The sequence below is a fragment of the Spirillospora sp. NPDC048824 genome (assembly GCF_043198455.1).
GTDB lineage: Bacteria > Actinomycetota > Actinomycetes > Streptosporangiales > Streptosporangiaceae > Spirillospora.
On record NZ_JBICUS010000011.1, the window covers coordinates 182,632 to 208,971 of the forward strand.

Below are 26,340 nucleotides of genomic sequence, written 5' to 3' on the forward strand. Positions count from 1 at the left end.
CCGCTCCGCGCGGCCGTCATCCGAGGCGGGCGGCCAGTTCCTCCTCCGTCATGGCGTCGACCTCCAGCCAGATCTCCGCGACGGCCTCAAGCCGTCCCGGCTCCTCCTCCAGTTCGGTGAAGCGCCGGGAGACGCGCGCGACGGTCCGCTCGGCGAACAGCACCCGGACGGGCAGCGCGGTGGTGTCGAGCGCCTCGCGCAGCCGCGCGATCACGGTGGTGGCGAGGACGGAGTCGCCGCCGAGCGCGAAGAAGTCGGCGTCCGCGCCGACGCGGTCCCTCCCCAGCACCTCGGCGACGATCCGGGCCAGCACCCGCTCCAGTGACGTCTTCGGCTCGGCGTAGGCGCCGGCGGCCTCCCCCGCCTCGGCGGCGGCCAGGGCCGTGAGGGCTCTGCGGTCGACCTTGCCGTTGGCGGTGAGCGGCAGCTCGTTCACGCGGACGAGCAGTTCGGGGACCATGTGCGGCGGCAGGAGGCCGCGGACATGGGCGAGCACCGCGTCGCGGTCCAGACCCGGGGACGCCGCCGCGACGGCGGCCAGGCGGCCGTTCGCGATGAGCGCGACGGCACGTCCCACGGCGGGATGGGTGAGGAGCGCCGCCTCGACTTCGCCGAGTTCGATCCGGAAGCCGCGCACCTTGACCTGGTGGTCGCGGCGGCCGAGGAACTCCAGCGTCCCGTCCGGGCGGTAGCGGGCCAGGTCGCCGGTCCGGTACCAGCGGGTGCCGTCGCGGACGACGAAGCGGTCCGCGGTGCGCGCGGGGTCGGCGGCGTAGCCGTCGGCGACGCCGCCGCCGCCGATCCACAGCTCGCCCGTCACCCAGTCGGGACGGTCCCGGCCCAGCTCGTCCACGACCCGGCACGCGACGCCGCGCAGCGGAACCCCGTACGGGACGGCGTGCCAGTCGGACGGCACCTCCCCGGCGACCTCCTGCACGGTGGAGTGGATCGCGGTCTCGGTCGTGCCGCCGAGGGCCGCGAAACGACATCCGGGCGCGCGTTCCTCCAGCAGCGCGGGCAGGTGCGTGCCGACCCAGTCGCCGCCGAGCAGGACCAGCCGCAGGCTCTCCGCCGGGCCCGTCCGCAGCAGCATCTCCAGCACCGAAGGAACGCAGTTCAGCACGGTCACCGACCGGCTCCGGACCAGTTCGCTCCAGCGGGCGGCGTCGCGCCGCTCGTCCTCGCCGGGAACGACGACCGCGCCGCCCGCCGACCAGGGCGCGAACAGATCGAACACCGACAGGTCGAAGTCGAGGGCCGAAATCCCGAACGTGACGTCGTCCGGGCCGATCCCGAACCGCTCGACGAGGTCGCCGATGGTGTTCATCGCCGCACCGTGCGATACCTCGACACCCTTGGGCTCACCCGTCGAACCGGAGGTGAACAGGACGTAGGCCACCTGGTCGGGACGGGCCGCGACCGGCTCGGCCAGGGGCTCGGCATCGGCGATTCCGTCCGGCGTGAGGGACGCCGCGACCCTGGCCGTGGCGCGGATCTTCGCGCGGCGGGCCTCGGGCTGTTCGGGGCCGATGGGGACGTAGGCGGCGCCGGCGGCCAGGACGCCGAGCGCCGCGGCGGCCTGGTCCGGGCCTTTCGGGAGTTCGATGGAGACGCGGTCGCCCGGTCGCACGCCCTCGGCGGCCAGCGCGGAGGCGATGCCCAGGGCGCGGCCGGCCAGGTCACGGTAGGTGAGCGTCCCGTCGTCGCCCCAGTGCAGGGCGGGGGCGTCCGGGCGGCGGCGGGCGTGGTCGAAGAAGCCCTCGGTCAGCGTCCGGGGCGGCGGTGCCGGGACGGCGTTGAGGCGGTGCCGGACGCGGAGCTGGGACGGCGTCGCGGCGATGCCCAGCGGCACGTCCCAGTCGGCGCCGGGCGCGCCGAGACGGGTGATGGCGGCCGTGTAGGCGTCGAACATCGCCCCGGCGACACCCTCGGGGAACGCGGGACGGCGGACGTCCCAGTTCAGCAGCAGTCCGCCGGACACCTCGGTCACCTGCGCGTCCAGCAGCACCTGCGGGCCCTGCGAGATGATCCACTCCGGTTCGCCGAAGCGTTCGCGGACGGCGCCGCCGAACAACTCGCCGAGGCTGAGCGCGCTGGTGTAGACGATCGGCGCGAGGACCTGCTCGCCGCGCAGCCTGGACAGGTCGCGCAGCACTTCCAGGCCGGAGTAGTCGCTGTGCGCGCCGGCGGTGTGCAGGTTCGCCTGGACGGCGCGGGCGCGCTCGGCGAACGGGAGGTCGGCGGTGAGGTCGGCCTCCAGCATGATGGATCCGGTGAAGTCGCCGACGATGCGGTCCACGTCGAGGTGGACGGGTTCGCGGTGGAACAGCGGCAGGTTCAGCAGGAAGCGGGGCGCCGCCGACCATGCGCCGATCACCTCGGCGAACACCGCCGCGAGGGCCATCGCCGGGGTGACGCCTTCGGCGTGGGCGCGGGCGAGGAGGCGGTCCTTGTCGTCCGGCGGGAGCCAATGGTGCTTGCGCTCGACGCGGTCGCCGGGTTCGGGGACGACCGGCAGCTCGGGCGGGCCGGGAAGGCCGGCGAGCCGGTCGGCCCACCACCGCCGGTCCTGCTCGCGTGCTGCCGCGCGGGGGTCGTCGGCGAGGTAGCGGGCGTAGCCGTAGCGGATCGGCGCGAGGGTCTCGCCCTCGTACAGTGCGGCGAGGTCGGCGAGCATGACGCGGTAGCTCATCGCGTCGGCCGCGACCATGTCGACGTCCAGGTGGAGGCGGGCGGTCCCGGCGGGCAGCAGGCTGAGCCGGGCGTCGAACACGCGGCCGTCCTCGATCGGGAGCCGCTGCTCCGACATCTCCGCGCGGATCGCCTCCAGTTCGGCGCCGGGGTCGGTGACGCCGCGGAGGTCGTGGACGGTCACGGCGGGCTCGGGGCGTTCGGGCAGGATGCGCTGCGTGCCGCCGTCGGACACGGCGACGCGCAGCATGGGGTGCCGCTTCACCAGGGCGCGGACGGCCTGCTCGAACCGGACGGGGTCGATCGCGCGGCCGTCCAGTTCGACGTACAGGTGCGCGGCGACGGAGCCGAGCGACTGGCCTGAGTCACGGCCGATCCAGTACGCGTGCTGCATCAGCGCCAGCGCGAACGGCCCGTCCGGCTCAACGTCCCCCGGCTCAACGTCCCCCGGCTCAACATCCCCCGGACTGACATCTCCCGGCTCGACGTCCCCTGGGTCGAGGCCGGCGGCACCTCCATCAGCAGCACCGCCAACAGCACCGCCAACAGCACCGCCAACAGCAGCACCGGCAGCGGCACCGGCAGCGGTGGCGGCAGGCCCCGCCGATGGCTCGACCTGGCCCTTCTCCGCGAACAGGTCCCACCATCCGGCGAGGGTGGGGCGTTCGGCCAGCTCGGCGAAGCGGATCTCGACGCCGCGGCGGCGCAGCCGGCCGGTCAGCTGCATGAGCCGGATCGAGTCCATCCCGAGCTCGATGAGGTTGTCGTCCGCCGCCGCGCGCTCGCCCAGCACCTCGGCCAGCGCGGTGTGCAGATCTTCCCAGGTCAGCCCTGAATCGGACACGCCACTCCCCTCAAATTAGGTAAGGCTAACCTAATTCAAGGGGTTTTCACCGTCAACGCCCGCCGCCGGTCGGCCGGGACGATCAGCGGCGTGTCGGTCTCCGGGTCGGGGATGACGCGGCACGGCAGTCCGAAGACGCGCTCTACGAGTTCGGCGGTGACGATCTCGGTGGGCGGGCCCTCGGCGAGGACCTCGCCGCCCCGCATCGCGATCAGGTGCGTGGCGTACCGGCAGGCGTGGTTGAGGTCGTGCAGGACCGCGACGAGCGTGCGTCCCTCATCGTGGAGGCGCGCGCACAGGTCGAGCACCTCGATCTGGTGCGCGATGTCCAGGAACGTCGTCGGCTCGTCCAGCAGCATGATGCCGGTCTGCTGGGCCAGGACGAGCGCGAGCCAGGCCCGCTGGCGCTGCCCGCCGGACAGTTCGTCCACGACGCGGTCCGCGAGGTCGGTGACGCCGACGGCGGCCATCGCGTCCTCGACGGCGGCCTCGTCCTCGCGCGACCACTGCCGCAGCAGCCCCTGGTACGGGTAGCGGCCGCGCGCGACGAGGTCGCCGACCGTGATGCCCTCCGGGGTGAGCGGCGACTGGGGCAGCAGCCCGAGCCGCCGCGCGAGGCGCTTGGCGGGCAGGGCGCCGATCGGTTCGCCGTCCAGGAGGACGGTTCCCTCCCTGGGACGCAGCAGGCGGGCGAGGGCGCGCAGCAGGGTCGACTTCCCGCACGCGTTGGGCCCGACGATGACGGTGAAGGACTCGTCCGGGATCCGCACCCCGAGCCGTTCGGCGACGACGCGCCTCTCGTACGCCAGCGTGAGGTTCTCAGCGCTCAACCTCGTCACGTCGTCCCCTTCCGTGCGGTGGTCGACAGCAGCCAGGCCAGGTACACGCCGCCGAGGACGCCGGTGACGACGCCCACCGGCATCGCGACCGGCAGGTGAAGCGAAATGAGATCGGACGCGGCCAGCAGCGCGGCGCCGGTCAGCGCGGCGGGCAGCAGCTGCGCGCCGGGCCGGCGGGTCAGCCGCCGGGCGAGCTGCGGCGCGGCGAGCGCGATGAACGGGATCGGCCCGGCCGCGGCGGTCGCGGCGGCGACGAGGCCCACCCCGGCGACGGTGACCAGCGCCCGGGTCCGCTGGACGGGCACGCCGAGCGCCTGCGCGGCGTCGTCGCCCAGCTCCCCCATGCCGAGGGGCCGGGCGAGCAGCAGCGCCGCCGGGACGAGCACGGCCAGCGCGAGGGCGAGCGGGACGGCCTGGTCCCAGTCCCGCCCGTTCAGGCTGCCGGTCAGCCAGAACGCGGCCTCGTAGCCCTCGCGCAGCTCGGCGCGGGTGATGAGGTAGAAGTTCAGCGCCTGCAGCATCGCCGCGGCGGCGACGCCGATCAGCACCAGGCGGACGCCGTGCACGCCGCCGCCCGGGCGGTAGGCGACCAGGTAGACGGCCAGCGCGGTCAGCACCGCGCCCGCCACCGAGCTGGTGGTGATGGCGACGGCGCCGCCGCCGAACACCAGGATCTGCAGCAGCGCGCCGGTCGCGGAGCCGGTGGTGAAACCGATGATGTCGGGGCTGCCGAGCGGGTTGCGGGAGATGCTCTGGAAGATCGCGCCGCTGAGCCCGAGGGCCAGGCCCGCGAGCAGCCCGGTGACGGCGCGCGGCAGCCGCAGCGTCGTGACGATGAACTCGGTGGCGCGGTCGCCCTGCCCGATGAGGGCGCGCACCACCTCCGGCGGCGACATGGGGAACTCCCCGGAGCCGACGACGAGGACCGCGGCGCAGACGGCGACCGCCGACAGGACCCCGCACACCATGGCGGCGCGCGGCTCCCACCGCACCGAGAGCGCGCCCGTACGCAGGACCCTCGCCTTCATGCCCTTCACAGGTCGCGCGTCCTCCCCCGCCGGACCATCACCGCGAACAGCGGCGCCCCGAGGAACGCGGTGACGATGCCGGTCTCCAGCTCGCCGGGGGTGATGACGCGGCCGATGACGTCGGCGCCGAGCAGCAGCACGGGTGCGAGCAGCAGCGAGTAGGGCAGGACGAGCCGCAGGTCGGGGCCGACCAGCGTCCGGACGATGAACGGGACGGCCAGCCCGAGGAACGCGATCGGCCCGGCCGACGCCGTCGCGGCGCCGCACAGCACCACGATCGCGAGGGCCCCGAACGCCCGGGTCCGCCCGGGGTTCGAGCCGAGGGCCCGGCCCGCGTCGTCGCCCATGGCGAGCGCGTTCAGCGGGCGGGCGAGCACCAGCGCCAGCACGATGCCGGCGACGACGAACGGGAGGATCCGGATGAAGACCGACATCTCCCGTCCGCCGAGGGAACCGACCTGCCAGAACCGGAAGCCGTTGAAGCTCTGCGGGCTGAGCAGCATCAGGCCGGCCGTAAGCGCGCTGAACACGGCATTGACCGCGGCCCCGGCGAGGACCAGCCGCGCGGGCGACGCGCCGCCCCTCCCCCGCGCGCCGATCACGTAGACGATCGCCGCCGCGCCGGCCGCTCCCGCGAACGCCGCCCAGACGTACACGAGCGGCTCGTCCACCTGGAACGTGCCGATGACGATGACCACCGCGAGCGCCGCCCCGCCGTTCACGCCGAGCAGCCCCGGCTCGGCGAGCGGGTTGCGGGTGAGCGCCTGCATCACCGCGCCGGCGAGCCCGAGCGCCATCCCGACCACGATCCCGAGGAGCGTGCGGGGCAGCCGCAGCTCGTGCACGATCAGCTCGGGCCGCGACTCGTCGTCCGGGGAGAACACCCCGGGCAGCACCCGCCCGACCGGGACGTCGCCGGCACCGATCATGAGGCTGGCCACGACCGTCGCCAGCAGCACGGCCGCGAGCAGCGCCAGCCACCACCCGTGCGCACGGCGGCCGGCACCACGGCCGGCACGGCCTGCACCGCGCGGCCCGTCCGCCTGCGCCGGGGCTCTCAGCGGCAGAATCCGCGCGGGGGACAACACAATATGAGGCTAGCCTAAGCTAACAACCCGGTGAAGCCCCGCCCGCGTGGTCGGGGTGGGCGAGCAGCCAGGTCCAGATCTCGGCCGGGTCCTCGGCGGTGTGATGGGCGCCGCAGTGGCAGATGCCGGTGAGGCGGTCCGAGCCCGGGGACCATTCGACGCGCAGGCGGCCCCCCGTCACCGGACCGGCCGCTCTGACGTGACCGGCCGTGCCGGCCGGACGGGCGGTGCCGGCCGGACGGGCCGGCGTCATCGGGCGGTCTGCCGCTGGAGGAGGCGGCGGGCGGCGAGGCCGCCGGTGTCGATGTTGATGGACAGCTCCTGGTAGCCCTCGGGTTCGGCGGCGATGACCTTCTCCAGGGTGTTCAGCGCCTCCACGTCCTGGAGGACGACCGTGCGGTTGCTCTCGGCGAGGAACGCCGAGACGTTCTCGTCGTCCAGGGCGAAGTCGCGGGCGACCATCCAGAAGTCGTGCGTGGTCGTCTCCGTCTCGGGGGTGATGGCGTAGACGATCTCGGCGTGGCAGGCCCCGGAGTCGTCGCCGTCCGGGCCGGGCTCGACGCCGGTGGGGGCGATGCGGCTGTGCAGGAGGTAGAGGCACGGCGGGTGGTACTCGATGTCCTGCCAGCGGTCGATGCGGCCCTCGATGCCGGTGGACTCGGCGTAGAAGGCCGGGCACTCGACGTCCTTCATCCGCCGGCTGACGTAGACGACGCCGGCCTCGTCGTCCACCTCGGTGGTGATGGGCGTCTGCGCCACCTCCGGGGTGCCGATGTACCCGGCGTGCAGGTACGTCTCGTGGGACAGGTCCAGAAGGTTGTCGACGAGCAGCTCGTAGCGGGCGGCGAGGGGCTCCATGCCGCGGACGGTCACATAGCCGGGCGAGTCCAGCCAGGGGGCGCGCGGGATGGCGGTGGCGTCGCCCTCCCCGTCGCCGATCCACACCCAGATGAGCGAGTCCTGCTCGACGACCTGGAAGGCGGGGACGCGGGCGGTGCGCGGGATGCGGGTCTGCCCCGGCACGGCGACGCACACCCCGTCGGGCGCGTAGGTGAAGCCGTGGTAGCCGCAGACGATGCGGTCACCGTCGCGGTTGCTCTCCGACAGGGGGAAGCGCCGGTGCACACAGCGGTCGGTCAGGGCGACCGCCTCCCCGGCCTGAGTCCGGTACATGACGAGGGGTTCCCCGCAGATGGTCCGGGCGAGCAGGTCGTCGCCGACCTCCTGGCCGTAGGCGGCTACGTACCACTGGTTGCGTGCGAAGACCATGGGCCGTTCCTCCGGTGAACGATGAGTGGGCGGCGGATCCTCTCGACCATCCCGGCGTCGCGGTGAGGTGGGCCACACCGATTCCGTCCAACGGAAGAACGCGCCCGTCAGCGGTTGTGCAGCGCGGTCTCCGGAGGGCGCAGGGCGCGGGGCGCGCCGAGTGCGCGGGAGATGCCGCGGGCACTGGCGCGGACGACGGGGATGAGCGCCCGCGCCTCCCAGCCGTCGGACGGGACGACGATCGCGACGGCGGCGACGACGGCGTCGTCCGGGCCGAAGACCGGCGCGCCGACCGACAGCGCGAACGTCTCGACCTGGCCGTCGCTGATCGCCACGCCGGTCCGGCGGACCTCGGCGAGGACGCGGCGCAGCTCGGGACCGGACGTGATCGTCTTGTCGGTGAAGCGGCGGAGCGGCCCGGCGATGGCGCGCTCCTGGAGTTCGGCGCCGGCGTGCGCGAGCATCGCGAGGCCGACTCCCGTCGCGTGGGCGGGCCAGCGCCCCCCGACGCGGGACAGGACGTGAACGGCGTCGCGGGCGGAGATCCGCTCGATGTAGACGACGTCCAGTCCGTCCAGGACGGCGAGGTGCACGTTCTCGTGCGTCGCCTCGTACAGGTCCTCCAGGAACGGCATCGCGGCGCCGCGCAGGGCGGGCCCGCGGGGGGCGAGCGCGGCGACCTCGAAGAGCCGCAGCCCGATCCGGTACAGGCCGCCGGGTTCGCGTTCGAGGGCGCCCCACCGGGTCAGCTCGCCGACCAGCCGGTGCGCGGTGGACAGCGGCAGGCCGGCGTGCCTGCTGATCTGGGTGATGTTCAGCGCGGTGCGCTCGGCGGAGAACGCCTCGAGGATGTCCAGGACGCGGCTGGTGACGGTGGGCCGCCCGCCTCCGTCCGGCGCCCGGCCGGACGCCGTCATGGCATGCCGTGCTCCTCCCGCAGCCGCGTCTTGAGGATCTTGCCGGCGGCGTTGCGCGGGATCTCGTCGGCCAGCACCGCCGACTTGGGGATCTTGTAGCGGGCGAGCCGTCCCGACAGCGCGTCCAGGACCTTGCCGGGGTCCACGTCGGCGCCCGGACGCGGGACCAGGACGGCGCGGCCGACCTCGCCCCACGTGTCGTCCGGAACGCCGATGACCGCGCATTCCAGCACGTCGGGATCGGCGAGGATCGCGTTCTCCACCTCGGCCGGATACACGTTCTCGCCACCGGAGATGATCATGTCCTTGATCCGGTCGACGATGAAGGCGTAGCCGTCCTCGTCGAGCCGCGCCGCGTCGCCGCTGCGGAACCAGCCATCGGCGAGCACCGCGGCGGTGTCGTCGGGGCGTCCCCAGTAGCCGCGCATCACGTGCGGGCCCTGGACGACGACCTCACCGGTCTCGCCGGGCGCGGCGTCCACCATGTCGGGGCCGACGACGCGCACGTCGCTGAAGAAGTGCGGCACTCCGGCCGAACCCGCCTTGGACAGCGCGTGCGAGGCGTCGAGGAACAGCACACCGGGGGCGGCCTCGGTCATCCCGTATCCCTGCAGGAACGTCAGGCCCCGCTTCTGGTAGGTCTCGATCAGTGACGGCGGCACCGGGGCGCCGCCGCAGGTGAGGATGCGCAGCGACGACAGGTCCGCGTCGGCCCAGCCCGGTTCGCGGGCGACCCGCTGGAACATCGTCGGCACCCCGAACATGAACGTGACCCTGTGCTCGGCGATCATATCGAGGGTCTCGGCGGGATCGAACGCGGCGACGAGCACGCACGTCCCGCCCTTGAGCAGCACCGGCAGCGTGAGCATGTTGAGCCCGGCGGTGTGGAACAGCGGCGCGGACACCAGCGCCACCTCGCCCGCCACCAGATCGTGGTCGATCAGGACGTTGATCGCGTTCCAGGTGATGTTGCCGTGGGTGAGGGTCGCGCCCTTGGGCGACCCGGTCGTCCCGGACGTGTACATGATCATGCACGGGTCGTCGAGCGCGACGGGCAGGTCGAGCGGGGTGTCGTCCGCGGCGGCGAGGAGCGCCTCGTACCCGCGCTCCCCCGGGTCGTCGAGCGCGATGTGCTCCCGGACCGGGGTGCGGCCGCGGATACCGTCCACCAGCCCGGCGTGGGACGGCCCGTACACCAGGGCCGAGGCGCCCGAGTCGTCCAGCTGGTAGGCGATCTCCGGGCCGGTGAGCCGGGTGTTGAGCGGGACGAACACGCCGCCGAGCATGCCGGTGGCGAAGAACGCCTCCGCGAAGGACGGATGATTGGGGCCGAGGTAGGCGACCCGGTCGCCCGGCCCGATCCCGAGGTCGCGCAGGGCATGCGCGAGACGCGCGACGCGGTCGAGCAGGCCGGCGTAGGTGAGCGTCCGTCCCTCGTGGATCAGGGCGGCCGTTCGGGGGGTCTTGCGGGCACGGCGCGCCGGCCACGACCCGAGTCCTTCGTTGCGCATTCGGGGCTGTCCTCTCCCAGGGTGGGCGTACGGCCGAAGTTAGGCTTATTCTTCACAGTGGTCAATGTTTTGCCGAACATCAAGGGCTGGCAGGCGTGGCGGCGGGGCGGGAGGCGCCCGCGCCGTCGTAGCGCTGACGCAACGACGGGAGCCGGACGGGTGGCCGAACAGGTGAACGCACGGGTGAACGCACGGGGGAGCGCACGGGGGAGCGCACGGGGGAGCGCACGGGGGAGCGCACGGCTGAACTCACGGGTGAGCGAACCCGGTGCGGCCGCGCCGAAGGCCGCCGGTGAGCCCTCCCCGAGGCTCCGGCCCCAGTCGCTGATGCTGACCTACCTCGGCAACTACGTGCTCGGCCGCGACATCGCCGTGTTCTCCGGCAGCTTCATCGACACCTTCGCGCGGCTCGGCGTCGGCGAGCACGCCGTCCGGTCGACGCTCACCCGCATGGTCGGCCGCGGCCTGCTGGAGCGGCACCGGGAGGGCCGCCGCATGCACTTCGGGCTCACCCCGCGGTCGGAGGGCATCCTGCACGACGGTGACGACCGCGTGTGGCGCCGCGGCGTGCTCAACACCGACTGGGACGGCGACTGGACCGTGCTCGCGTTCTCCATGCCGGAGTCGTGGCAGCGCGTCCGGCACGACCTGCGCGCACGGCTCACCTGGGCCGGCTTCGGGTCGCTCGGCAACGGCACGTGGATCGCGCCGGCCCGGATGGACGTCCGCCCGATCATCGCGGGCCTCGGCCTGAACGGGCGCCTCAAGGTCTTCGCCGGCCGGGCCGAGGAGCCCACCGACGTCGCCGGCATGCTGCGGGAGGCGTTCGACCTGGACGGCCTGGCGAGCGGCTACCGCGCGTTCCTCGACCGCTGGGACCGCCCGGACCCGCTGCCCCACGCCCCCGACGACCTCGCGCGCTACCTGTGGATGACCACCGAGTGGCTGCAGCTCGTCCGCGCCGACCCCCGGCTTCCCGTCGAGCACCTGCCGGCGGGCTGGCCCGCCGTCCGGGGGCAGCAGGTTCTGATGGAGCTGCGCGACCGCTACCGGGCCCCCGCCCGCCGTCTCGCCGACGAGGCCATCGAGTTCGTCCGGCTGCGCTGACAGTGGGGATGCCGGCGGGGATGCCGGTGGGGAGGTAGGTGGGCGCCGCCCGGCCCTCCCCCGCGAACCGGTGGCATGACCTGCCCGTTCGCGGGTACGCGAGGTGCCTGCGATGACGGAAGGTGATCGGAATGTCTCTCGGACCGGACGGGCGGCCGAACAGGGTCCCACTCGAACCGCTGCGGCTCCGCAGCGGTGTCCGTGAAGACTGCCTCGTCGTGGTGGCGGAGGGGGAACTCACGATCCTCACCGCCGACCGGCTGCGCGAACACATCCTGGCGGACATGCGCGGCCTCGGCGGCCCCCCGCGGGTCGTCCTGGACGTCGGAGAGGTCGACTTCTGCGACTCCTCGGGCCTCAACGCGCTGATCGTCATCTGGAAGAGCGCGCACCGGGCCGGCGGCGAGTTCGTCCTCGCCCGCCCGGAGCGGCGGTTCCGCACCATCATCGAACGCAGCGGCCTCGACCGCCATCTGATCGCGCACCCGACGCGGGAAACGGCGATCGCCGCCCTGACCGAGCCGCCGCCCTGACCGAGCCGCCCCCACAGAGCCGCCCCCACCGAGCCGCCCCCACCGAGCCGCCCTCATCGAGCCCCTGACGGCCGGATGCCCGCTTGCCGCCTCACCCGGATGATGATACGCATTCCGTATTAACGTCTCACGAGGGCGGGGTTCCCATGGAACGCCTCAACACCCGCACCACCCCCGCGGACCACGCCCGGCCGGCGCCGGGCACCGCGCACCCGCCGGCGGGCGCGATCCCGGGGCCGTCCTCGCTCACCTGGCGGTACGCGGGCGACTGGCGCGGCGTGTTCACCGGCCGGTCGACACTGCTGCTGCAGGTCGCGCACCCGATGGTCGGCGCGGGCGTCGCCGACCACTCCGAGTTCGTGGAGGACCGCTGGGGGCGCCTGCGCCGCACCCTGGAGTCGGCGAACGACTTCCTCGGCTACCGCGGTGAAGCACGCGGCCGGGACGAGGCCGCCCGGCTCCGCGAGATCCACAAGGACATCAAGGGCGTGGACGCCGAAGGCCGCCGCTACCACGCGCTGAACCCCGAGGCGTACCTCTGGGTGCACGCGACGCTCCTCCACGGCATGCTGCACACGCAGCGCGTGTTCGGCCGCGCCCTCGGCCCCGCCAGGGAGAAGGCCCTCTTCCGGGAGTGGCGCGACCTCGCGCTCGCCCTCGGCATCACCGAACGCCACCTGCCGGCCGGGCCCGCCGCCTTCCGCGACTACTTCGACGACATGGTCGAGAACCGCCTCGAGAACAACGAGACCGTGGAACTGCTCATCCGGCTCGACCGCACGCCGCTGCCGCCGCCCCCGAAGTGGCCGCTGCCGAAGGCGGCCTGGACGGGCCTCGCGCTCCCGCCCACCCGCCTGCTGCGTGAGACGGGCATCGCCACGCTCCCGCCCGTCCTGCGGGAACGGTTCGGGCTGCGCTGGACGGCCGCGGACCGGCTCCGCTTCGAGGTCTTCGCGCGGACCGTGCGCGCCGCCGGCGCCGTGGCGCCCGACCGGCTGCTCCAGTCCCCCATCGCCGCCCGGGCCATGCGCTCCGCGCGGCGCGCACCGGACTAGAGTCGGCGGCACCATGACGAGCGACGAACCGGCCAGGGGCGACGAACCGGCGAGCGAGCACGAACGGCCGGGGGGCGGCGAACTCCTGCGCAGCCTGCTCACCGGCACCGCGCAGAGCGAACCCCAGACCGACCGGATCCTGGACGCCGCCCTCCGGTCGTTCGAGACCTTCGGGCCGCGCCGCACCACCATGGACGACGTCGCCCGCGAGTCCGGGCTCGGCCGCGCCACCATCTACCGCCGGTTCCCCACCAAGGGCGACCTGGTGACGGGCGTCCTGCTGCGGGAGGCGCGGCGCTTCTTCGCCGAGCTGGACGACGCCGTAGCGGCACTGCCCACCCTGGAGGAGCGCCTGGTCGAGGGGTTCGCCGTCACCCTGCGGATCAGCCGCGAGCAGCGCCTGATGACCCGGCTCATGGTCGTCGAGCCCGAGCTGGCCCTCCCGCACGCCACGGTCAAGGCCGGGCCGCTGCTGGCCGCCGCCCGCGGCTACCTCGCCGGGCGGCTGCGCACCGCGCAGCGCATCGGCGCCGCACCGACGCACGTCGACCCGGAGGTCGTCGCCGAGATCCTCATCCGCCTCACGCACTCGCTGATGCTGACCCCGGACGGCCACATCCCCCTCGACGACGAGGGCGCCCGCGCCTTCGCCCGCAGCTACCTCCTGCCCATGGTCAGCAGCCGGGCGGACCGGGGTCCGGGAGGGTGATCCTGAGTGTGGTGCCTTCGCCGGGCGGGCTGGCCACGGTGACGTCGCCGCGGAGGGCGCGGACGCGGTCGGTGAGGCCGGCGAGGCCGCCGCGGGGGGACGGTGCGGCGCCGCCGACGCCGTCGTCGCGGACCTCGGCGACGATCCCGCCGGCGCCGGGGCGGACGCTCAGCTCGATGGAGCCTGCCCGGGCGTGCTTGACGGCGTTCGCGAGGGCCTCGCAGAGCGCGAAGTAGAGGGTCGACTCGATCTCGGGCGGAAAGCGGCGGTCGGGCAGGTCGAGCCGGACGCCGGCCGACGGCGGTGCGCCGGCGGCGCGGGCGGCGACCAGTTCCATGGCCGGGGCCAGGCCCGCGTCGGCGAGGATCGCGGGATGCACCCCGCGGGCGAGGCCGTCCAGCTCGGAGACCGCCTCGGCCAGCTCACGGCGGCAGGTCCGGGCGTGCTCCCGTGCCCGCGGGTCCGCGGCCGCGGACTCCAGGTCCGCGAGCATCCCCTCCAGCACGCGCAGCCGCTGCTGGGCGCTGTGCTGCAGATCGGCCGCGAGCCGCTCGCGCTCGGTCGCCTGGACGCGGACGAGGAGCTCCCGGGCGTCGCGGGCCCGTTCGAGGTTGGCCTGGGCCGCCGCCTCCAGCCGGGCGGTCTCCAGCGCGCGGCCGCCGGCGACGAGCGCGGCCTCGACGAGAGGCTCGTGGTCGCGGAGCACGGCGGCGGCGTCCACGGTGGCGAGGGGCTCGCCGCCGGACGTCCTGACCTCGTGCCGCCAGCGTCCGGGGACGTCGCCCGGCCCGGTACCGCCGAAGCCGGCGTCCACCGGCCGCCCGGCCACGTCGACGTAGCCGGCGCCGGCCCACAGCCACAGGTCGAGGGAGTCGTCGCGCAGGACGCTGCGCAGGGCGCCGCGGACCTTCTCCACGGAGACGTGGTCGGTGAGGCGCTGCATCCGCTCGGCGACGGTCAGCTCGGCCAGCCGGGCGCGCAGCGCGGTGCCGAGGAAGGCGAGCGGCACCATCGTCGCGAAGATCCCCTGGACGAGGTAGACGTGCAGGACCTCGTCGAGTTCCACGCCGGCGCCGACGAGGGTGCCCTGCATCGCCAGGGCACCGGCGACACCGATGGTCACGGTGGCGGCGACCGGGACGGTCAGCGTCCGGTCCAGCCGCCCGATGCGCGGCAGCCGCGCCAGCAGCGTGATCACCAGGGCGCCGGCCAGGACCGCCGTCAGGGCCGTCATCGCGCGCTGAACGGCCTCGAACGTCTCCTGGACGGGATGCAGCGCGGGCCACGCCGCGGTCGCGGCGAAGCCGTTCCACCCGGGTCGCGAGACGGTGCACAGGACGGCCTGGCCACCGACCATGACCACGACGGTGGCGGCCGTCCACAGCCGCGCGGCGGGACGGTCCAGGCGTCCCTCCGGGTACAGCAGGACGCCGATGCCGATCGCGGTGAAGAACACCGACTGGGCGAACACCGACACGACCGGGCCCGCGCCGGCGTTCCAGGCCGCCGCCCAGGTCGCCGCCCACGCGGCCGCGGCCACGACGAACGCCGCGCCCGTCCGGCGGCCGAGCCGGCCCGCGGCCAGCAGCCCGCCCGCGGCCGCGAACCCGCCGCAGCAGGCGAGGGTGACCACGGCGGCGGCGGGCTCCGCGCGCCAGTACGGCCAGCCGCACGCGAGCGCGCCCGCGGCGACGGCGGCGCCCGCGCCCAGGGCACGGCGGACCCGCGCGCCGAGCCACAGGGGCGGCCGCCAGGGGACGGGCCTCACCGCTCTCCCTTCCGTGTCGTCCCGGGCAACCGCGGGCCGGGAGCGGGGTTTTCCCGGATGTGCGGGGGAGGCGGCACCGGGAGCATGGCGTAGGCCGGGCGCGGCCCCGGGCGCCGGGGCCCGGCGAGTGTCGCGGTGACGTGCGGGGGCCGCCACCGGGTCACCTGACGCGCCCCGACCGATCCGGTCAGTGTTCCCCACCTGACGTACCGGACGCGAGGGCCCGTTTACCCGATTGATGCGCGGGCCGGGCGGAACGACCCCCGGCGGGTGCCGGCGCGGGGTGTCAGCGCGGGGTGTCAGCGCGCCTCGGCGGCCCGCAGCCAGGTGAGGACGGCGAGGACGCGCTTGTTGCTGTCCTGCGGCCCCGGCGGCCCTCCCGACGAGGTGATCTTGAGCTTGGTGAAGATCGCCCGCACATGGTCCTCGACGGTCCGGGCGGACAGGTGCAGCCGCCTGCCGATCCCCGCGTTGGAGTGGCCCTCGGCCATCAGCGCCAGCACCTCCCGCTCGCGTCCCGACAGCCGTGCCAGCTCGTGCTCCCGGTGGCGGGCCTCGACGAGCCTGCTCACCACGTCCGGGTCGATGACGACCTCGCCGAGCATGACCCGCTCCAGCGCGGACCGCAGGTTCTCCACGTCGGTGACGTGGTCCTTCAGCAGGTAGCCGACGCCGCGCGGCTGGTCGCGGAACAGCTCCATCGCCTGCGGCGTCTCGTTGTAGGCCGACAGGACGAGAACGCCGAGGCCCGGGTGGCGCTCCAGGAGGCGGCGCGCGGCGACGACGCCCTCGTTGCTGTACGTCGGGGGCATGTGCAGGTCGACGATCGCCACGTCGGGGGGGTCACCGGCGACACGGGCGAGGAGTTCCTCGCCGGATCCGGCGGAGACGACGACTTCGATGCCGACCGTGGTGAGCAGGGTGACCAGCGCCTGCCGGAAGATCCCGCTGTCCTCCGCCACGGCTACCCGCATGGCACGGCTATCCGCATGGCACGGCTATCCGCATCGCAGGGCTACTCGCATCACAGGGCTACTCGCATGGCAGGTCCATCCTTACCCTCGTGCCCCGTCCGGGGCCGCCGTCGACTTCCACGTGGCCGCGCAGCGCCCTGATCCGGCCGGACAGCCCGGCCAGGTCGGCGGCGGGATCGGCGGCCGGGTCACCGTGGCCGCCGTCGTCGCTCACCTCCGCGACCAGCCGGCCGTCCTCGTCGCCGACCCGCACGGACACCTGAGTCGCACGCGCACGCTCGACAGCGTACGACAACGTCTCGCAAAGCGCGGAGTAAAGCGTCGACTCGATCTCGCGGGAGAACCGCCGCGGGGTGACGTCGAGCACGACGCGGGTACCGAGCCGCTCGGCGACGACCTCCAGCGCCGGCCCGAGACCGTCCTGGACGAGCAGCGCCGGCTGGACCTCGCGGGCGAGCGCCCGCAGTTCGGCGAGGGCCAGCTTCAGCTCGGCGCGGCACGTCCGGGCGTGCTCCTTCGCCACGGGGTCGCCGGTCACGGCCTCCAGCGTCCCGAGCATCGCGCCGAGCGCCAGCAGCCGCTGCTGGGCGCCGTCGTGCAGGTCGCGGGCGAGGCGCTCGCGTTCGACGGTCTCGGCCCGGACGAGGCGGCGGTAGGCGGAGCGGACCTGTTCGAGGCCCGCGTGCACGCTGGCCTGCAGCCGCGCGGTCTCCAGCGCACGGCCGCCCGCGGCCAGCGCGGCCCCGACGAGGGAACCGTGGTCGCGGAGCGCGCCGCCGAGTTCCACGACGGCGAGCGGGTCGCCGGACGCGCTGAGGACCCGATGCCGCCATCGCCCCTCGTCCCCGGCCCCCTCCCCCGCGCCGGCGGCCTCGCCGGGATCGATGTCGACGGGACGTCCGCCGGTGTCGACATAGGTCTCCTCCATCGGCGCCCAGAACCACAGCTCCAGGGTCGGGTCGTGCAGGACGTCCCGCAGGGCGTCGCGGACCCGCTCCACAGAAACCGGCGCGGTGAGCCGGAGCATCCGGCCCGCGACGGCCAGCTCGCTGATGCGGACCCGCAGCCCGGACGCCAGCAGCGTCAGCGGCACGAGGACGACGACCGCGCCCTGGACGACGTACACCTCCAGCAGGTCGTCCAGCGGGATCGAGGTCTCCATGACCGGCTTCTGGGTCAGCGCGGCGGAGATCCCGACGAAGGCCAGCGCACCGGTCACCGGGAGGGTGAGCAGCCGCCGCAGCCGGTCCATCCGCGGCAGCCGGAGCAGCAGCACCACCGCGAACGAGAGGGCGAGCAGGAGATACAGCGCCGCGGAGACCCGCAGGACGGCCTGGAACACGCCGGGGTCGGGGAACGGCGCGGGCCACCAGACCGACTCGCCGCGGAACGCGGCCCACTCCGGTTCCGAGGTCACCCACAGCGCCGTCGGGCAGCCCAGCAGGATGACGCATGCCATGACCGTCCAGATCCGGTCGGCCAGGTACTCCAGCCGCCCGCTCGGGTACAGCAGGACGCCCACGGCGAGTGCGAGGTAGAACTCGGCCTGCGCGTACGGCGACATCATCGGCCCGATGCCCGCGTCCCAGCTCGCGGCCCAGTTCGCCGCCCAGCACACCGACGCGGTGACGAACAGCAGCCCGGTGCGCCGCGTCCGCCCGCCGGTCGCCAGCAGGACGCCCACCACCGCGAGCGCGGCGCAGCTCACCAGCGTGATCACGGCGGCGGCCGGGTGGTCGCGCCAGTACGGCCAGCCGGCGAGGAGCGCCAGCCCCGCCACCGCGAGCCCGGCGGCGAGGGCGCGCCTCGTTTCCGCGCCGAACCACGGCGGCGACCTGCGCCGCCGCGGGGCGGTAATCACCACGACCACCCTTTCCATGCTCGGACCTGCGGACACGTCCTGCCACCGGGAACCCACGGGGCGGCGGTCCGTGCTTTCCCGGACGCGGCGCCGGCGCCCGGCCGGCGGCGTCTCGCGCACGGGCAGTTTCCCGGACCGCGCCGCGGACCTGTAGTGGCGTTATCCGATCGATGCGGGGCCTTCCCGGGCGTTTCCGTCCCGATCATGCGGGACGGGCGCCCCGCGCGGCCGGGATCATCCGGGACGCGTTCCCCTTGACACGCGTGCAGAATCCGTGAACGGCTCCTTTTCAAGCTCCTATCGCCGCCCACTGAAGGGAATTCACATTTACCGGGAAAACCCGGGGCCGCCACCGGGAACACCTCGATTGCCGATCCGATCGCGCACTGCAAGGATCGTTTCGGCGATGATGGGACTTCGGGGAAGGGGCACGGGGGAAATGAAACAGGAAACGGCCGGGTGGACGCGACCGGGGGCCGAGCCGGGCACGGCCTCGGAAGCGGCACCGATCACGATGGTCGCCACGGCGGCGGGCAGGGCGGCGGGCGGGACGCGCGCGGCGGCCCGGCCGCCCGTGCTCGTCGACGCTTCCGGCCCGCGGCTCCCGGTCGTCGAACGGGCCCGGCTCCGGCCGCGCTACCGCACCATCCTGGCGGTGGACATCGAGGGCTCGACCGCCCGCACCGACGCGGTGAAGGCCGAACTGAGGCGGGTGCTCTACAGGCTGCTGGAAGAGGCGTTCAACCGGTCCGGAATCGAGGAGGGCCACCGCGAGGCGTATGTCGACCGGGGCGACGGGATGCTCGTTCTCGTCCATCCTCACGACGAGGTCCCCAAAACGCTGCTGCTGTATCCGGTCGTGCCGGTCTTGTCGGCCCTGCTGGCCGAATACAATTCGGGTCCGATGATCGCTCCGGGCGGCGACCGGCGAATTCGCATTCGCGTCGTCGTGCACGCCGGAGAGGTGCACAATGACGGCCGCGGCAATTTCGGAGAGGCCCTCGACGTCGCCTTCCGGCTGCTGGACTCGCCGGCGACGAAGAACGCGCTGCGGCGCACCGGCGCCCCGCTGGCGCTGGTCGTGTCCGACGACATCTACCACTCGATCGTGCGGCACGGCTACGAGGGCATCCGGGCGGGCTCCTACACCCCGGTCGTGCACCTGCGGGTCACCGGCCGCACCCACCAGGGCTGGGTCCACGACGCCGCCGGCCTCGCTTCCGAGGGGCCGGGCGCGTCCCCCGGGCTGGCCGCCAGGACGAGAAGGCTGCTGAACAGGCTCGCCGGGTGAACGTGCCCGTCGCCGTGAGCGCGCCCGTCAGCGGCGGCGGCCGACGCCCGCCAGGGTGAAGGTGCGTTCCGGGTGCGCTTCCGCCGGGCGGGAGGGGTCGGGCCGCCACTGCGAGGTGTAGGTCAGGCCCGGTTCGACGAGGTCGAAGCATCCGACGATCTCGAGGATCTCGGCGCGGCTCCGGCCCCAGAAGTGACCGCTGGTCGGCTTGAAAACCTCGCCGACGTCGCCGCCCGACTCCGGTTCCGGGTCCTGGGTGATGTGCGTGAACACCAGGTGGCTGCCCGGCGGCAGCGCGTCGTGGAGGCGCCGGACGGCGGCAGCCGCCTCGGCGGTGTCGCCGATGAAGTGCAGGACCCGGTCGAGCACGCACGCCACCGGCCGCTCGAAGTCGATGAACTCGCGGACCTCCGGGTCGGCGGCGACGGCCTCGGGACGGTGCGGGTCGCACTGGACGGCGGCCGTGCGCGGCGTCCCGGCGAGCAGTGCCCTGGCGTGCGCCAGGACGACGGGGTCGCCGTCGGCGAACACGACCGTCGCGTCCGGCGCGACCTCGGCGGCGACCTCGTGGACGTTCCCGCGCGCGGGCAGCTTGGTGCCGGTGTCGATGAACTGGCGGACGCCCTCACCGGCCAGGAAGCGGACCGCGCGCCCGATGAAGGCGTGGTTCTCCCGCGCCGCCATCCGCGCCTCCGGGATGACCTCGATCAGCTGTTCGGCGACCTCGCGGTCGGCGGCGTAGTTGTCCTTGCCGCCGAGAAGGTAGTCGTAGATCCGTGCCGTGTTGGGCGTCGTCAGATCGACGCCGGCGGGCGACCACCCCTCATCGGCCATCGCGACTCCATTCGTCCCCGGGGGACGATCGTCTCATGAAGTGCGAACCGGGCCTGCCAGGCCCCGGCGGATCACTCGTGCGATACGGCGATCACTTGTGCGATACGGCGGGGCCGCCGTGCACGGCGCCGGCGGTGGCGTTCTTGTGGGCGCAGGCGGCGCGCTCGATCTCGTCCGGGCCGGCGTGCCCGGAGATGAGGTCGAGGATCCGCCCGTGCTCGGCCACCGAGCGGCGGGCCCGGCCGGGGGCATAGCCGGACGCGGGGCGGCGCATGTGGTCCAGGCGCGTCCACTCGGCCTCCACCAGGGACCGCAGATGCGCGTCCGGGCAGTGCTCGTAGATCGAGAAGTGGAACTCGCGGTTGAGCGCGGTGAACGCGGTGGGGTCGAACGCCTCCAGCGCCTCGATCATGCGCTCGTTGATCGCGCGGGAGCGGCCGACCGCCGCGGCGGTCATGTGCGGGGCGGAGATCGCGGTGGCGTAGCCCTCCAGCCGGGCCAGGATCTGCAGGGTGTGCTCCACCTGCGCGGCGTCGAACACCGCGACGCGGGCGCCGACGTTGCGCACCAGTTCCACGAGCCCGTCGGACTGCAGGCGGCGCAGCGCCTCGCGCAGCGGGATCGTGCTGACCCCGGTCTCCTGGGCGAGCTGGTTGATGACCAGCCGGTATCCGGGCACGTAGGTGCCCTCCAGGATGCGCGACCGCAGCAGTCCGTAGCAGAACTCGACCTTGCTCTCTCTGGTCCGGTCCTGCTTCCTCGCGGAACTCACCCGGTTCTCCTCATCCTTGGGCCGAACCCCCGGTCGTTCGCGATCCCCGTGCCGGCCCATCATTCTCGCCGAACGCGAGCACGGGAGGGAACGGAAGGAAGAGACGGGGAGCAGGGCGGGGGCAGGGTGGGGGCCGGGCCGGCCCCGGTCAGTCGGGGAGCATCGGGACGGACGCCCCCTGGTCGCGGCCGAGCAGGACGGCGCGGGTGATCGCGGCCGAGCCGAAGCGGCCGCGGACGCCGTCGACCGCCTGGTCGACGGCGCCGCCCTGCTCGACGAAGGGCGACCCCTCGAACGGGAGCGCGAGCTGGACGGCCCGGTCGTCGTGCAGATTGCCGAGCGAGACGCCGATCAGGGTCAGGCCGCGGCTCTCGATCATGGGTGCGGCGGCGGCGAGCAGGGCCCTCGCCGCGGCCAGGATCTGCGGCGTCTCGGCGGTGGCCTGCGGCAGCGTGTGCGAGCGGGTGGCGCGGGCGAAGTCGCCGAACCGGAGCCGGAGCGTGACCGTCCGGCACACCCGCCGGGCCGCCCGCAGCCTGCCCCCGAGGCGGTCGGCGAGGCCGACGAGCATCGCGTCCAGCTCCTCGGGGGACCGCCGGCGGCGTCCCAGCGCCCGCTGCGCGCCCATCGAGCGGCGCCGGACCCCGGTGCGCACCGGCCGCGGGTCGCGGTTGCGCGCCAGCGCGTGCAGGTGACGGCCGGCGCCGGGGCCGAGCAGCGACACCAGCGTGGCCTCCGGCATGTCCGCCACGTCCCCGACCGTCGTGACGCCGTACCCGGCGAGCTTGGCGGCGGTGGCCCCGCCGACCCCCCACAGCCGCCGCACCGGGAGGGGACGCAGGAACTCCGCCTCCCCGTCCGGCGGCACCACCAGCAGCCCGTCGGGTTTGGCGACGCCGCTGGCGACCTTGGCGAGGAACTTGGTGCGCGCCACCCCGACCGTGATCGGCAGCCCCACCTCCTCGGCGACCTCCCGGCGCAGCCGCGCGGCGACGTCCGCGGGCGGCCGGCGCAGCCCGTCCGCGTCGAGGAACGCCTCGTCGATCGACAGGCCCTCCACCAGCGGCGTCGTGGCGCGGAACACGGCGAACACCGCCTTGCTCGCCTCGGTGTAGGCGCTCATGCGGGGCCGGACGACGATCGCGCGCGGGCAGAGCCGCCTGGCCTGGCCGCCGCTCATCGCGGTGCGGACGCCGTGCGCCTTGGCCTCGTAGCTGGCCGCCAGCACGACGCCCGACCCGACGATCACCGGCCGTCCCCGCAGGCCGGGATCGTCGCGCTGCTCGACCGACGCGTAGAACGCGTCCAGGTCGGCGTGAAGGATCGTGGCGCTACCGGACACGAACATATGTTCGCATAGTCTGTGCCGTGCGTCGCTGTACCCTCCGGGGATGGACGAAGGGCGGTACGCCGAGTCGGCGGACGGCAGCGTCATCGGGTTCAGGGTCTTCGGCGAGGGGCCGCCCATGGTCCTCGTCCACGGCGCCGCGGTCGACGGGCGCTCCTGGGCGCCGCTGGTGCCGGAACTCGCCGAGCGGTTCACCGTGCACGTGATGGACCGGCGCGGGCGGGGCCTCAGCATGCGGGAGGGCGACCCGTACGCGCTCGCGCGCGAGGGCGAGGACGTCGCGGCCGTGGTCGAGGCGGCGGGACGGGACGTGTTCCTCGTCGGCCACTCCTACGGTGCGCTGTGCTCGCTGAACGCGGCGCCGCACACCGATGCGATCGGGCGGATCGTCCTCTACGAGCCGCCGGTCACTTCGCCGTGGCGTGAGGTCGCCTCACCGGAGGCGATGGAGCGGCTCCGCGCCTTCGCCGGCGAGGAGGACTACGAGCGGCTGCTCGAAACCGTCCTGCGCGAGGTGATCCGGCTGTCCCCCAAGCAGGTGGACGCGCTGCGGAGTGCCCGGCGGTTCTGGCGGACGTCCCTGGAGAACGCGCCCCCGCTCCTGCGGGAGACGGAGAGCGTGGGACGGATCGAGGAGTGCGGCCGGTTCGCCGGCATCGGGGTGCCCGTCCGGCTGCTCGTCGGGGAACGGAGTCCGGCGTACCAGCGGCCGGCGGCCGAGGCGATCGCCGAGCTGATCCCGGGCGCGGACGTCGCCGTCCTTCCCGGTCAGGGACATATGGCGATGATGGAGGACCCGGCGCTGCTCGCCGGGGCCCTTTCCGCGTTCGCCGCCCTGGAGGGGCCCGCGGCGGGGGTCGCCCGCCGCGGGCCCCGGGGGGTCACTCGTTGAAGAGCCGGCCGTAGTCCGCCATCGCGAGTGCGATGTCGGCCTGCGCCCAGAACCGGTGGTAGGTGAACACCGGCTCGGTGGAGCTGGTGCCGTTGGCGTAGGCCCAGACCCGCTCGAAGTCGGGGTCGTCCTCGTAGAAGGAGCGGATGGACATGAACGTCGACTCAGAATTGACGGGGTCGCCGTTCGGCATGGTCCCCGTCCAGCCGGGCGGGATGTAGACCGGGTCGTTGACGCGGTCATAGTCGCCCTTGGTCTCCTCCACCGCGACGCCCTTGCCGTCGGTGTGCCGCCACAGCGCGTCGAGGAGATCCTTGGCGGTCCGCCTGGCGTCCTCGTCACCGGACCTGGCCGCGTAGTACGTCAGGGTCTTGGCGTACGCGGCGCTGACGCCGACGTCGTCGGTGTGGTTCTCCACCGTGACGTGCAGCCCGGTGTTGGCCGGAGGCATGCCCGTCGCCGACGACCAGTTCGCGTCCGGTGTCCCGGACCACGTCATCGTGGACGGGATCTGGATGCTGCCGGTGGACGGGTCGACCGTCGTCTCCGACAGCGCCCAGTCGACCCACTTGTCGAGGATCGCCTTGGCGTCGGCGTTGCCGGTGACCTGGTACAGCTCGGCGACGCGTTCCATCGACCACGCCTGGAACCCGAACCACTGGTTGCTCGGCGGGTCGTGGTAGACGGGCTGCCAGTCGTAGGCCATGCCGAAGAACTTCGTCAGATCGGAGGGCGGCGCGCTGTAGCTGCCCTCCCAGCTGTTGGTGACCCCGCCGGCGATCCCGCCCTCGGCGGACTGCAGCCACTTGTAGAGCTGCAGCTGCCGGGTGAGGCTGGTCTCCCAGTCGGCCTTGGCCGTCGCGCCCTCCGGTGCGAGGGCCGGGTCGTTCACCAGCGCCCACGCGGCGAGGGGGTTCTGGTACCCGAAGTGCGACGCGCCGTCACCGATGCGCCAGGACCAGCCGGCGCTGGAGTCCAGGGCGCCGCCCCACGCGTAGTACCAGGACAGCAGGTAGTGCGCGCTGTCCTTGCCCGTCCCGCCGGGGCAGGAGGAGGCCGGGTAGCAGTTGCCGATCTGCTTGAAGTACTTGTCGAAGAACGCGTAGCGCAGATAGTCGCCCATCTTGCCCGCCTTCGCGACGGTGGCCGAGATCTCGCCGGCCTTGCCCTGGTCCCCCGCCCAGACGTTCGCCCAGTACGCGGCCTGGATGGCGCGCGCGTCGGCGTCCGGCGCGTTGGTGAACTTCCACTGCTCGGCGTAGGAGTCGTCGTCGATGAACAGGTCGAGGAACCCGTTCGTGCCGCCGTAGGCGAACCTGTCGCACGTCGGCTGCGGGACGGTCTCGAACACCGACTCCTGGGAGCCGCGCTGGTAGGTGTTGATGTACGAGGGGCCGTCGGCGCCGGGGCCCTCCTCACAGCCGCCGCCCGGCGTGTTGCCGTAGCCGTAGACGTTGTCCACGTCCTGCAGCCAGTGCATGCCGTAGATGTCGTCGGTCCCGTAGGCGGACTCCAGTTCGGCCGCGATCGGGTCCTGCCCGGTGGGGACGCCGTCGTCGATCGCCGACGGGTAGTCGCTCGGCTCGGGGTGCTCGGAGGCGTACGTGGCGGGCGAGGACGGGTCGTAGAAGGAGTTCGTCGGCTGGTCCTCGCTGGTGGGGATCATGTATCTCTCCATCAGCGCCCAGGAGTCGTTGAACGGCTCCCAGTTCTGCGTGACCTTGCCGTACATGGCCTCCAGCCAGATGAGGTAGCTGTAGGCCTCCGACGTGGTCTCGTGCCCGTGGTCCGGCGCCTCGATCATGAACGTCTCGACCGAGTGGTACGGGATGCCCTCGGGGCTGAAGTACCCGTTCGCCGGGTCCTTGATCTTGTTGTACTGGTCGAGGAACCGCTGGGTGTAGGTGCCGCCGCCGGTCTCCACCTGCGTCGCGGTCACCTCGGCGTCCGCGTAGCCGGGCGCGGTCGAGGTGAACGTCGCCGTGCCGGTCCCGGTGTCGTTCGCGGTGATCTCCACGTTCTGCGCGGTGGACCAGTTCTGCGGCGTGAACGTGAGCGTCCCGCCGCCGGTGACCGACAGGCCGCTGTTGCCCGCGGTGCGGGTGGTCGTCACGGTCACGTTCGCGGACGGCGCCTCGGTGAGCTTCACGCCGTACGCGGCGGTGGCGCCCTGCGCGACGGTCAGCGCCGCCGGGCTCGCCACGACGCTCGCATCCGCGGTCACGGTGATGCCGACCGGCGTCGACTCGGCGGTCGCGCCGTTGCCGTCGGTCGCCCTGGCGTAGACCGAGTAGTCGCCCGCCTCGGAGGGCGTCCAGTCCAGGCTGTAGGGGGCGGAGGTGTCGGCCTCCGCGAGCAGCCCGTCCTGGTTGAAGAACTCGACCTTGGCGATGGACCCGCCGTCCGCAGCCTCGGCGGTCGCCGCCAGCGGCACCGAGGCGCCCACGGAGTACGTCGCACCGGCGGACGGGCTGGTCAGCACGACCGTCGGGGCGGGGGCGCCCTCGTTGCAGGGCGTGCCGTTCAGGGTGAAGGAGGTGGGGTCGGCGTTCGTCCCGCTGTAGGTGAACTGCGCGCCCACGCTGACCGTCGCGCCCGTGGCCAGGGACCCGTTCCAGCTCTCGTTCCGGACGGTGACCTCGGAGCCGGACTGCGACCACCGGCCCGACCAGCCGCTGGTCAGCCGCTGGTTCCCGGAGTAGGAGTAGACCAGTTCCCAGCCGTCGACCGGGTCGCCCTGGTTGGTGATGCCGATGTTCGCCGTGAAGCCGCTGCCCCAGTCGTTCTTCTCATAGACGACCTTGCAGGACGCCGCGGCGGCCTGCGCGGGCACCATGGCGCCCAGGCCGCCGCAGAGGAGGGTCAGCGCGGCGCTCACGGCGGTGAACGCGCGCCATCGTTGCCGTCTTCTCACGCCTTCGTTCCTTCCTAGCGTGCCCGAGTCCGGGCATACCGGGCTCCACCACCGGCGGAGTCCGGCGATGGCGTTCGGGTGGTCGCGCCCGGGGG

21 protein-coding genes are annotated in these 26,340 nt (G+C 73.6%); 6 read left to right on the forward strand and 15 right to left on the reverse strand.

Annotation, left to right across the window (positions count from 1 at the left end; genetic code table 11):
* Positions 1-16 precede the first annotated feature (16 nt).
* From ACGFIS_RS22880 to ACGFIS_RS22915, 8 genes are all read right to left on the reverse strand, one after another.
* Complete coding sequence (locus ACGFIS_RS22880; RefSeq protein ID WP_392972394.1) at positions 17-3,535, reverse strand: amino acid adenylation domain-containing protein; 3,519 nt, start codon at positions 3,533-3,535, stop codon at positions 17-19.
* Positions 3,536-3,570: 35 nt separating this feature from the next.
* A complete protein-coding gene (locus tag ACGFIS_RS22885; protein WP_392906866.1) occupies positions 3,571-4,374 on the reverse strand; it encodes an ABC transporter ATP-binding protein in 804 nt (267 codons plus the stop codon).
* A complete protein-coding gene (locus ACGFIS_RS22890) occupies positions 4,371-5,402 on the reverse strand; it encodes a FecCD family ABC transporter permease (RefSeq protein WP_392906867.1) in 1,032 nt (343 codons plus the stop codon). The genes ACGFIS_RS22885 and ACGFIS_RS22890 overlap by 4 nt, the downstream gene beginning before the upstream one ends.
* A 5-nt stretch (positions 5,403-5,407) precedes the next feature.
* Positions 5,408-6,490: a FecCD family ABC transporter permease gene (locus ACGFIS_RS22895; RefSeq protein WP_392972396.1), complete on the reverse strand. Its 1,083-nt coding sequence runs from the start codon at positions 6,488-6,490 to the stop codon at positions 5,408-5,410.
* A 19-nt stretch (positions 6,491-6,509) separates the two neighbouring features.
* Positions 6,510-6,671 carry a hypothetical protein gene (locus tag ACGFIS_RS22900; protein ID WP_392906870.1) on the reverse strand — a complete coding sequence of 54 codons (162 nt, stop codon included), beginning with the start codon at positions 6,669-6,671 and terminating at the stop codon, positions 6,510-6,512.
* A 68-nt stretch (positions 6,672-6,739) separates the two neighbouring features.
* Positions 6,740-7,759 (reverse strand): Rieske 2Fe-2S domain-containing protein, encoded by a 1,020-nt coding sequence (locus ACGFIS_RS22905; RefSeq protein ID WP_392906872.1) that lies wholly within the window; start codon positions 7,757-7,759, stop codon positions 6,740-6,742.
* Between the two features lie 107 nt (positions 7,760-7,866).
* Positions 7,867-8,676, reverse strand: coding sequence for an IclR family transcriptional regulator (locus ACGFIS_RS22910; RefSeq protein WP_392906873.1), 810 nt, complete (start codon positions 8,674-8,676; stop codon positions 7,867-7,869).
* Complete coding sequence (locus ACGFIS_RS22915) at positions 8,673-10,187, reverse strand: long-chain fatty acid--CoA ligase (RefSeq protein ID WP_392906874.1); 1,515 nt, start codon at positions 10,185-10,187, stop codon at positions 8,673-8,675. Before ACGFIS_RS22915 ends, ACGFIS_RS22910 begins: the two co-directional genes overlap by 4 nt.
* Positions 10,188-10,442: 255 nt before the next feature.
* Here ACGFIS_RS22915 and ACGFIS_RS22920 point away from each other — a divergent pair, with 255 nt between their 5' ends.
* The 4 genes from ACGFIS_RS22920 to ACGFIS_RS22935 all read left to right on the forward strand — a co-directional run bounded on the left by ACGFIS_RS22920 (position 10,443) and on the right by ACGFIS_RS22935 (position 13,591).
* Positions 10,443-11,294, forward strand: a complete 852-nt coding sequence (locus tag ACGFIS_RS22920) for a PaaX family transcriptional regulator C-terminal domain-containing protein (protein WP_392906875.1) — start codon at positions 10,443-10,445, stop codon at positions 11,292-11,294.
* A 131-nt stretch (positions 11,295-11,425) separates the two neighbouring features.
* Positions 11,426-11,827 carry an STAS domain-containing protein gene (locus tag ACGFIS_RS22925; RefSeq protein ID WP_392972398.1) on the forward strand — a complete coding sequence of 134 codons (402 nt, stop codon included), beginning with the start codon at positions 11,426-11,428 and terminating at the stop codon, positions 11,825-11,827.
* Positions 11,828-11,973: 146 nt separating this feature from the next.
* Entirely contained in the window at positions 11,974-12,882 is a 909-nt protein-coding gene (locus ACGFIS_RS22930; RefSeq protein WP_392972400.1) for an oxygenase MpaB family protein, read from the forward strand.
* A gap of 13 nt (positions 12,883-12,895) precedes the next feature.
* Positions 12,896-13,591 (forward strand): TetR/AcrR family transcriptional regulator, encoded by a 696-nt coding sequence (locus ACGFIS_RS22935; protein WP_392906880.1) that lies wholly within the window; start codon positions 12,896-12,898, stop codon positions 13,589-13,591.
* Here the strand turns inward: ACGFIS_RS22935 and ACGFIS_RS22940 are convergent.
* From ACGFIS_RS22940 to ACGFIS_RS22950, 3 genes are all read right to left on the reverse strand, one after another.
* Positions 13,557-15,359, reverse strand: a complete 1,803-nt coding sequence (locus tag ACGFIS_RS22940) for a sensor histidine kinase (protein ID WP_392972402.1) — start codon at positions 15,357-15,359, stop codon at positions 13,557-13,559. The two genes, ACGFIS_RS22935 and ACGFIS_RS22940, sit on opposite strands and share 35 nt — an antisense overlap.
* A gap of 299 nt (positions 15,360-15,658) precedes the next feature.
* Positions 15,659-16,333 carry a response regulator transcription factor gene (locus ACGFIS_RS22945; RefSeq protein WP_392972404.1) on the reverse strand — a complete coding sequence of 225 codons (675 nt, stop codon included), beginning with the start codon at positions 16,331-16,333 and terminating at the stop codon, positions 15,659-15,661.
* A gap of 58 nt (positions 16,334-16,391) precedes the next feature.
* Complete coding sequence (locus tag ACGFIS_RS22950; RefSeq protein WP_392972406.1) at positions 16,392-18,203, reverse strand: sensor histidine kinase; 1,812 nt, start codon at positions 18,201-18,203, stop codon at positions 16,392-16,394.
* Positions 18,204-18,633: 430 nt separating this feature from the next.
* Here ACGFIS_RS22950 and ACGFIS_RS22955 point away from each other — a divergent pair, with 430 nt between their 5' ends.
* Positions 18,634-19,485 (forward strand): hypothetical protein, encoded by an 852-nt coding sequence (locus ACGFIS_RS22955; RefSeq protein WP_392972408.1) that lies wholly within the window; start codon positions 18,634-18,636, stop codon positions 19,483-19,485.
* Between the two features lie 27 nt (positions 19,486-19,512).
* Here the strand turns inward: ACGFIS_RS22955 and ACGFIS_RS22960 are convergent, their stop codons facing one another.
* The 3 genes from ACGFIS_RS22960 to dinB form a co-directional block, all read right to left on the reverse strand.
* Positions 19,513-20,319: an SAM-dependent methyltransferase gene (locus ACGFIS_RS22960; protein ID WP_392972410.1), complete on the reverse strand. Its 807-nt coding sequence runs from the start codon at positions 20,317-20,319 to the stop codon at positions 19,513-19,515.
* Positions 20,320-20,410: 91 nt separating this feature from the next.
* Complete coding sequence (locus ACGFIS_RS22965; protein ID WP_392906888.1) at positions 20,411-21,091, reverse strand: GntR family transcriptional regulator; 681 nt, start codon at positions 21,089-21,091, stop codon at positions 20,411-20,413.
* A gap of 148 nt (positions 21,092-21,239) precedes the next feature.
* Entirely contained in the window at positions 21,240-22,433 is a 1,194-nt protein-coding gene (gene dinB, locus ACGFIS_RS22970) for a DNA polymerase IV (protein ID WP_392972412.1), read from the reverse strand.
* Between the two features lie 49 nt (positions 22,434-22,482).
* Here dinB and ACGFIS_RS22975 point away from each other — a divergent pair, with 49 nt between their 5' ends.
* Positions 22,483-23,331 carry an alpha/beta fold hydrolase gene (locus ACGFIS_RS22975; protein ID WP_392972414.1) on the forward strand — a complete coding sequence of 283 codons (849 nt, stop codon included), beginning with the start codon at positions 22,483-22,485 and terminating at the stop codon, positions 23,329-23,331.
* On the opposite strand, the gene ACGFIS_RS22980 is transcribed toward ACGFIS_RS22975, so the two are convergent.
* Complete coding sequence (locus ACGFIS_RS22980) at positions 23,321-26,245, reverse strand: glycoside hydrolase family 48 protein (RefSeq protein ID WP_392972416.1); 2,925 nt, start codon at positions 26,243-26,245, stop codon at positions 23,321-23,323. The two genes, ACGFIS_RS22975 and ACGFIS_RS22980, sit on opposite strands and share 11 nt — an antisense overlap.
* Positions 26,246-26,340 lie beyond the last annotated feature (95 nt).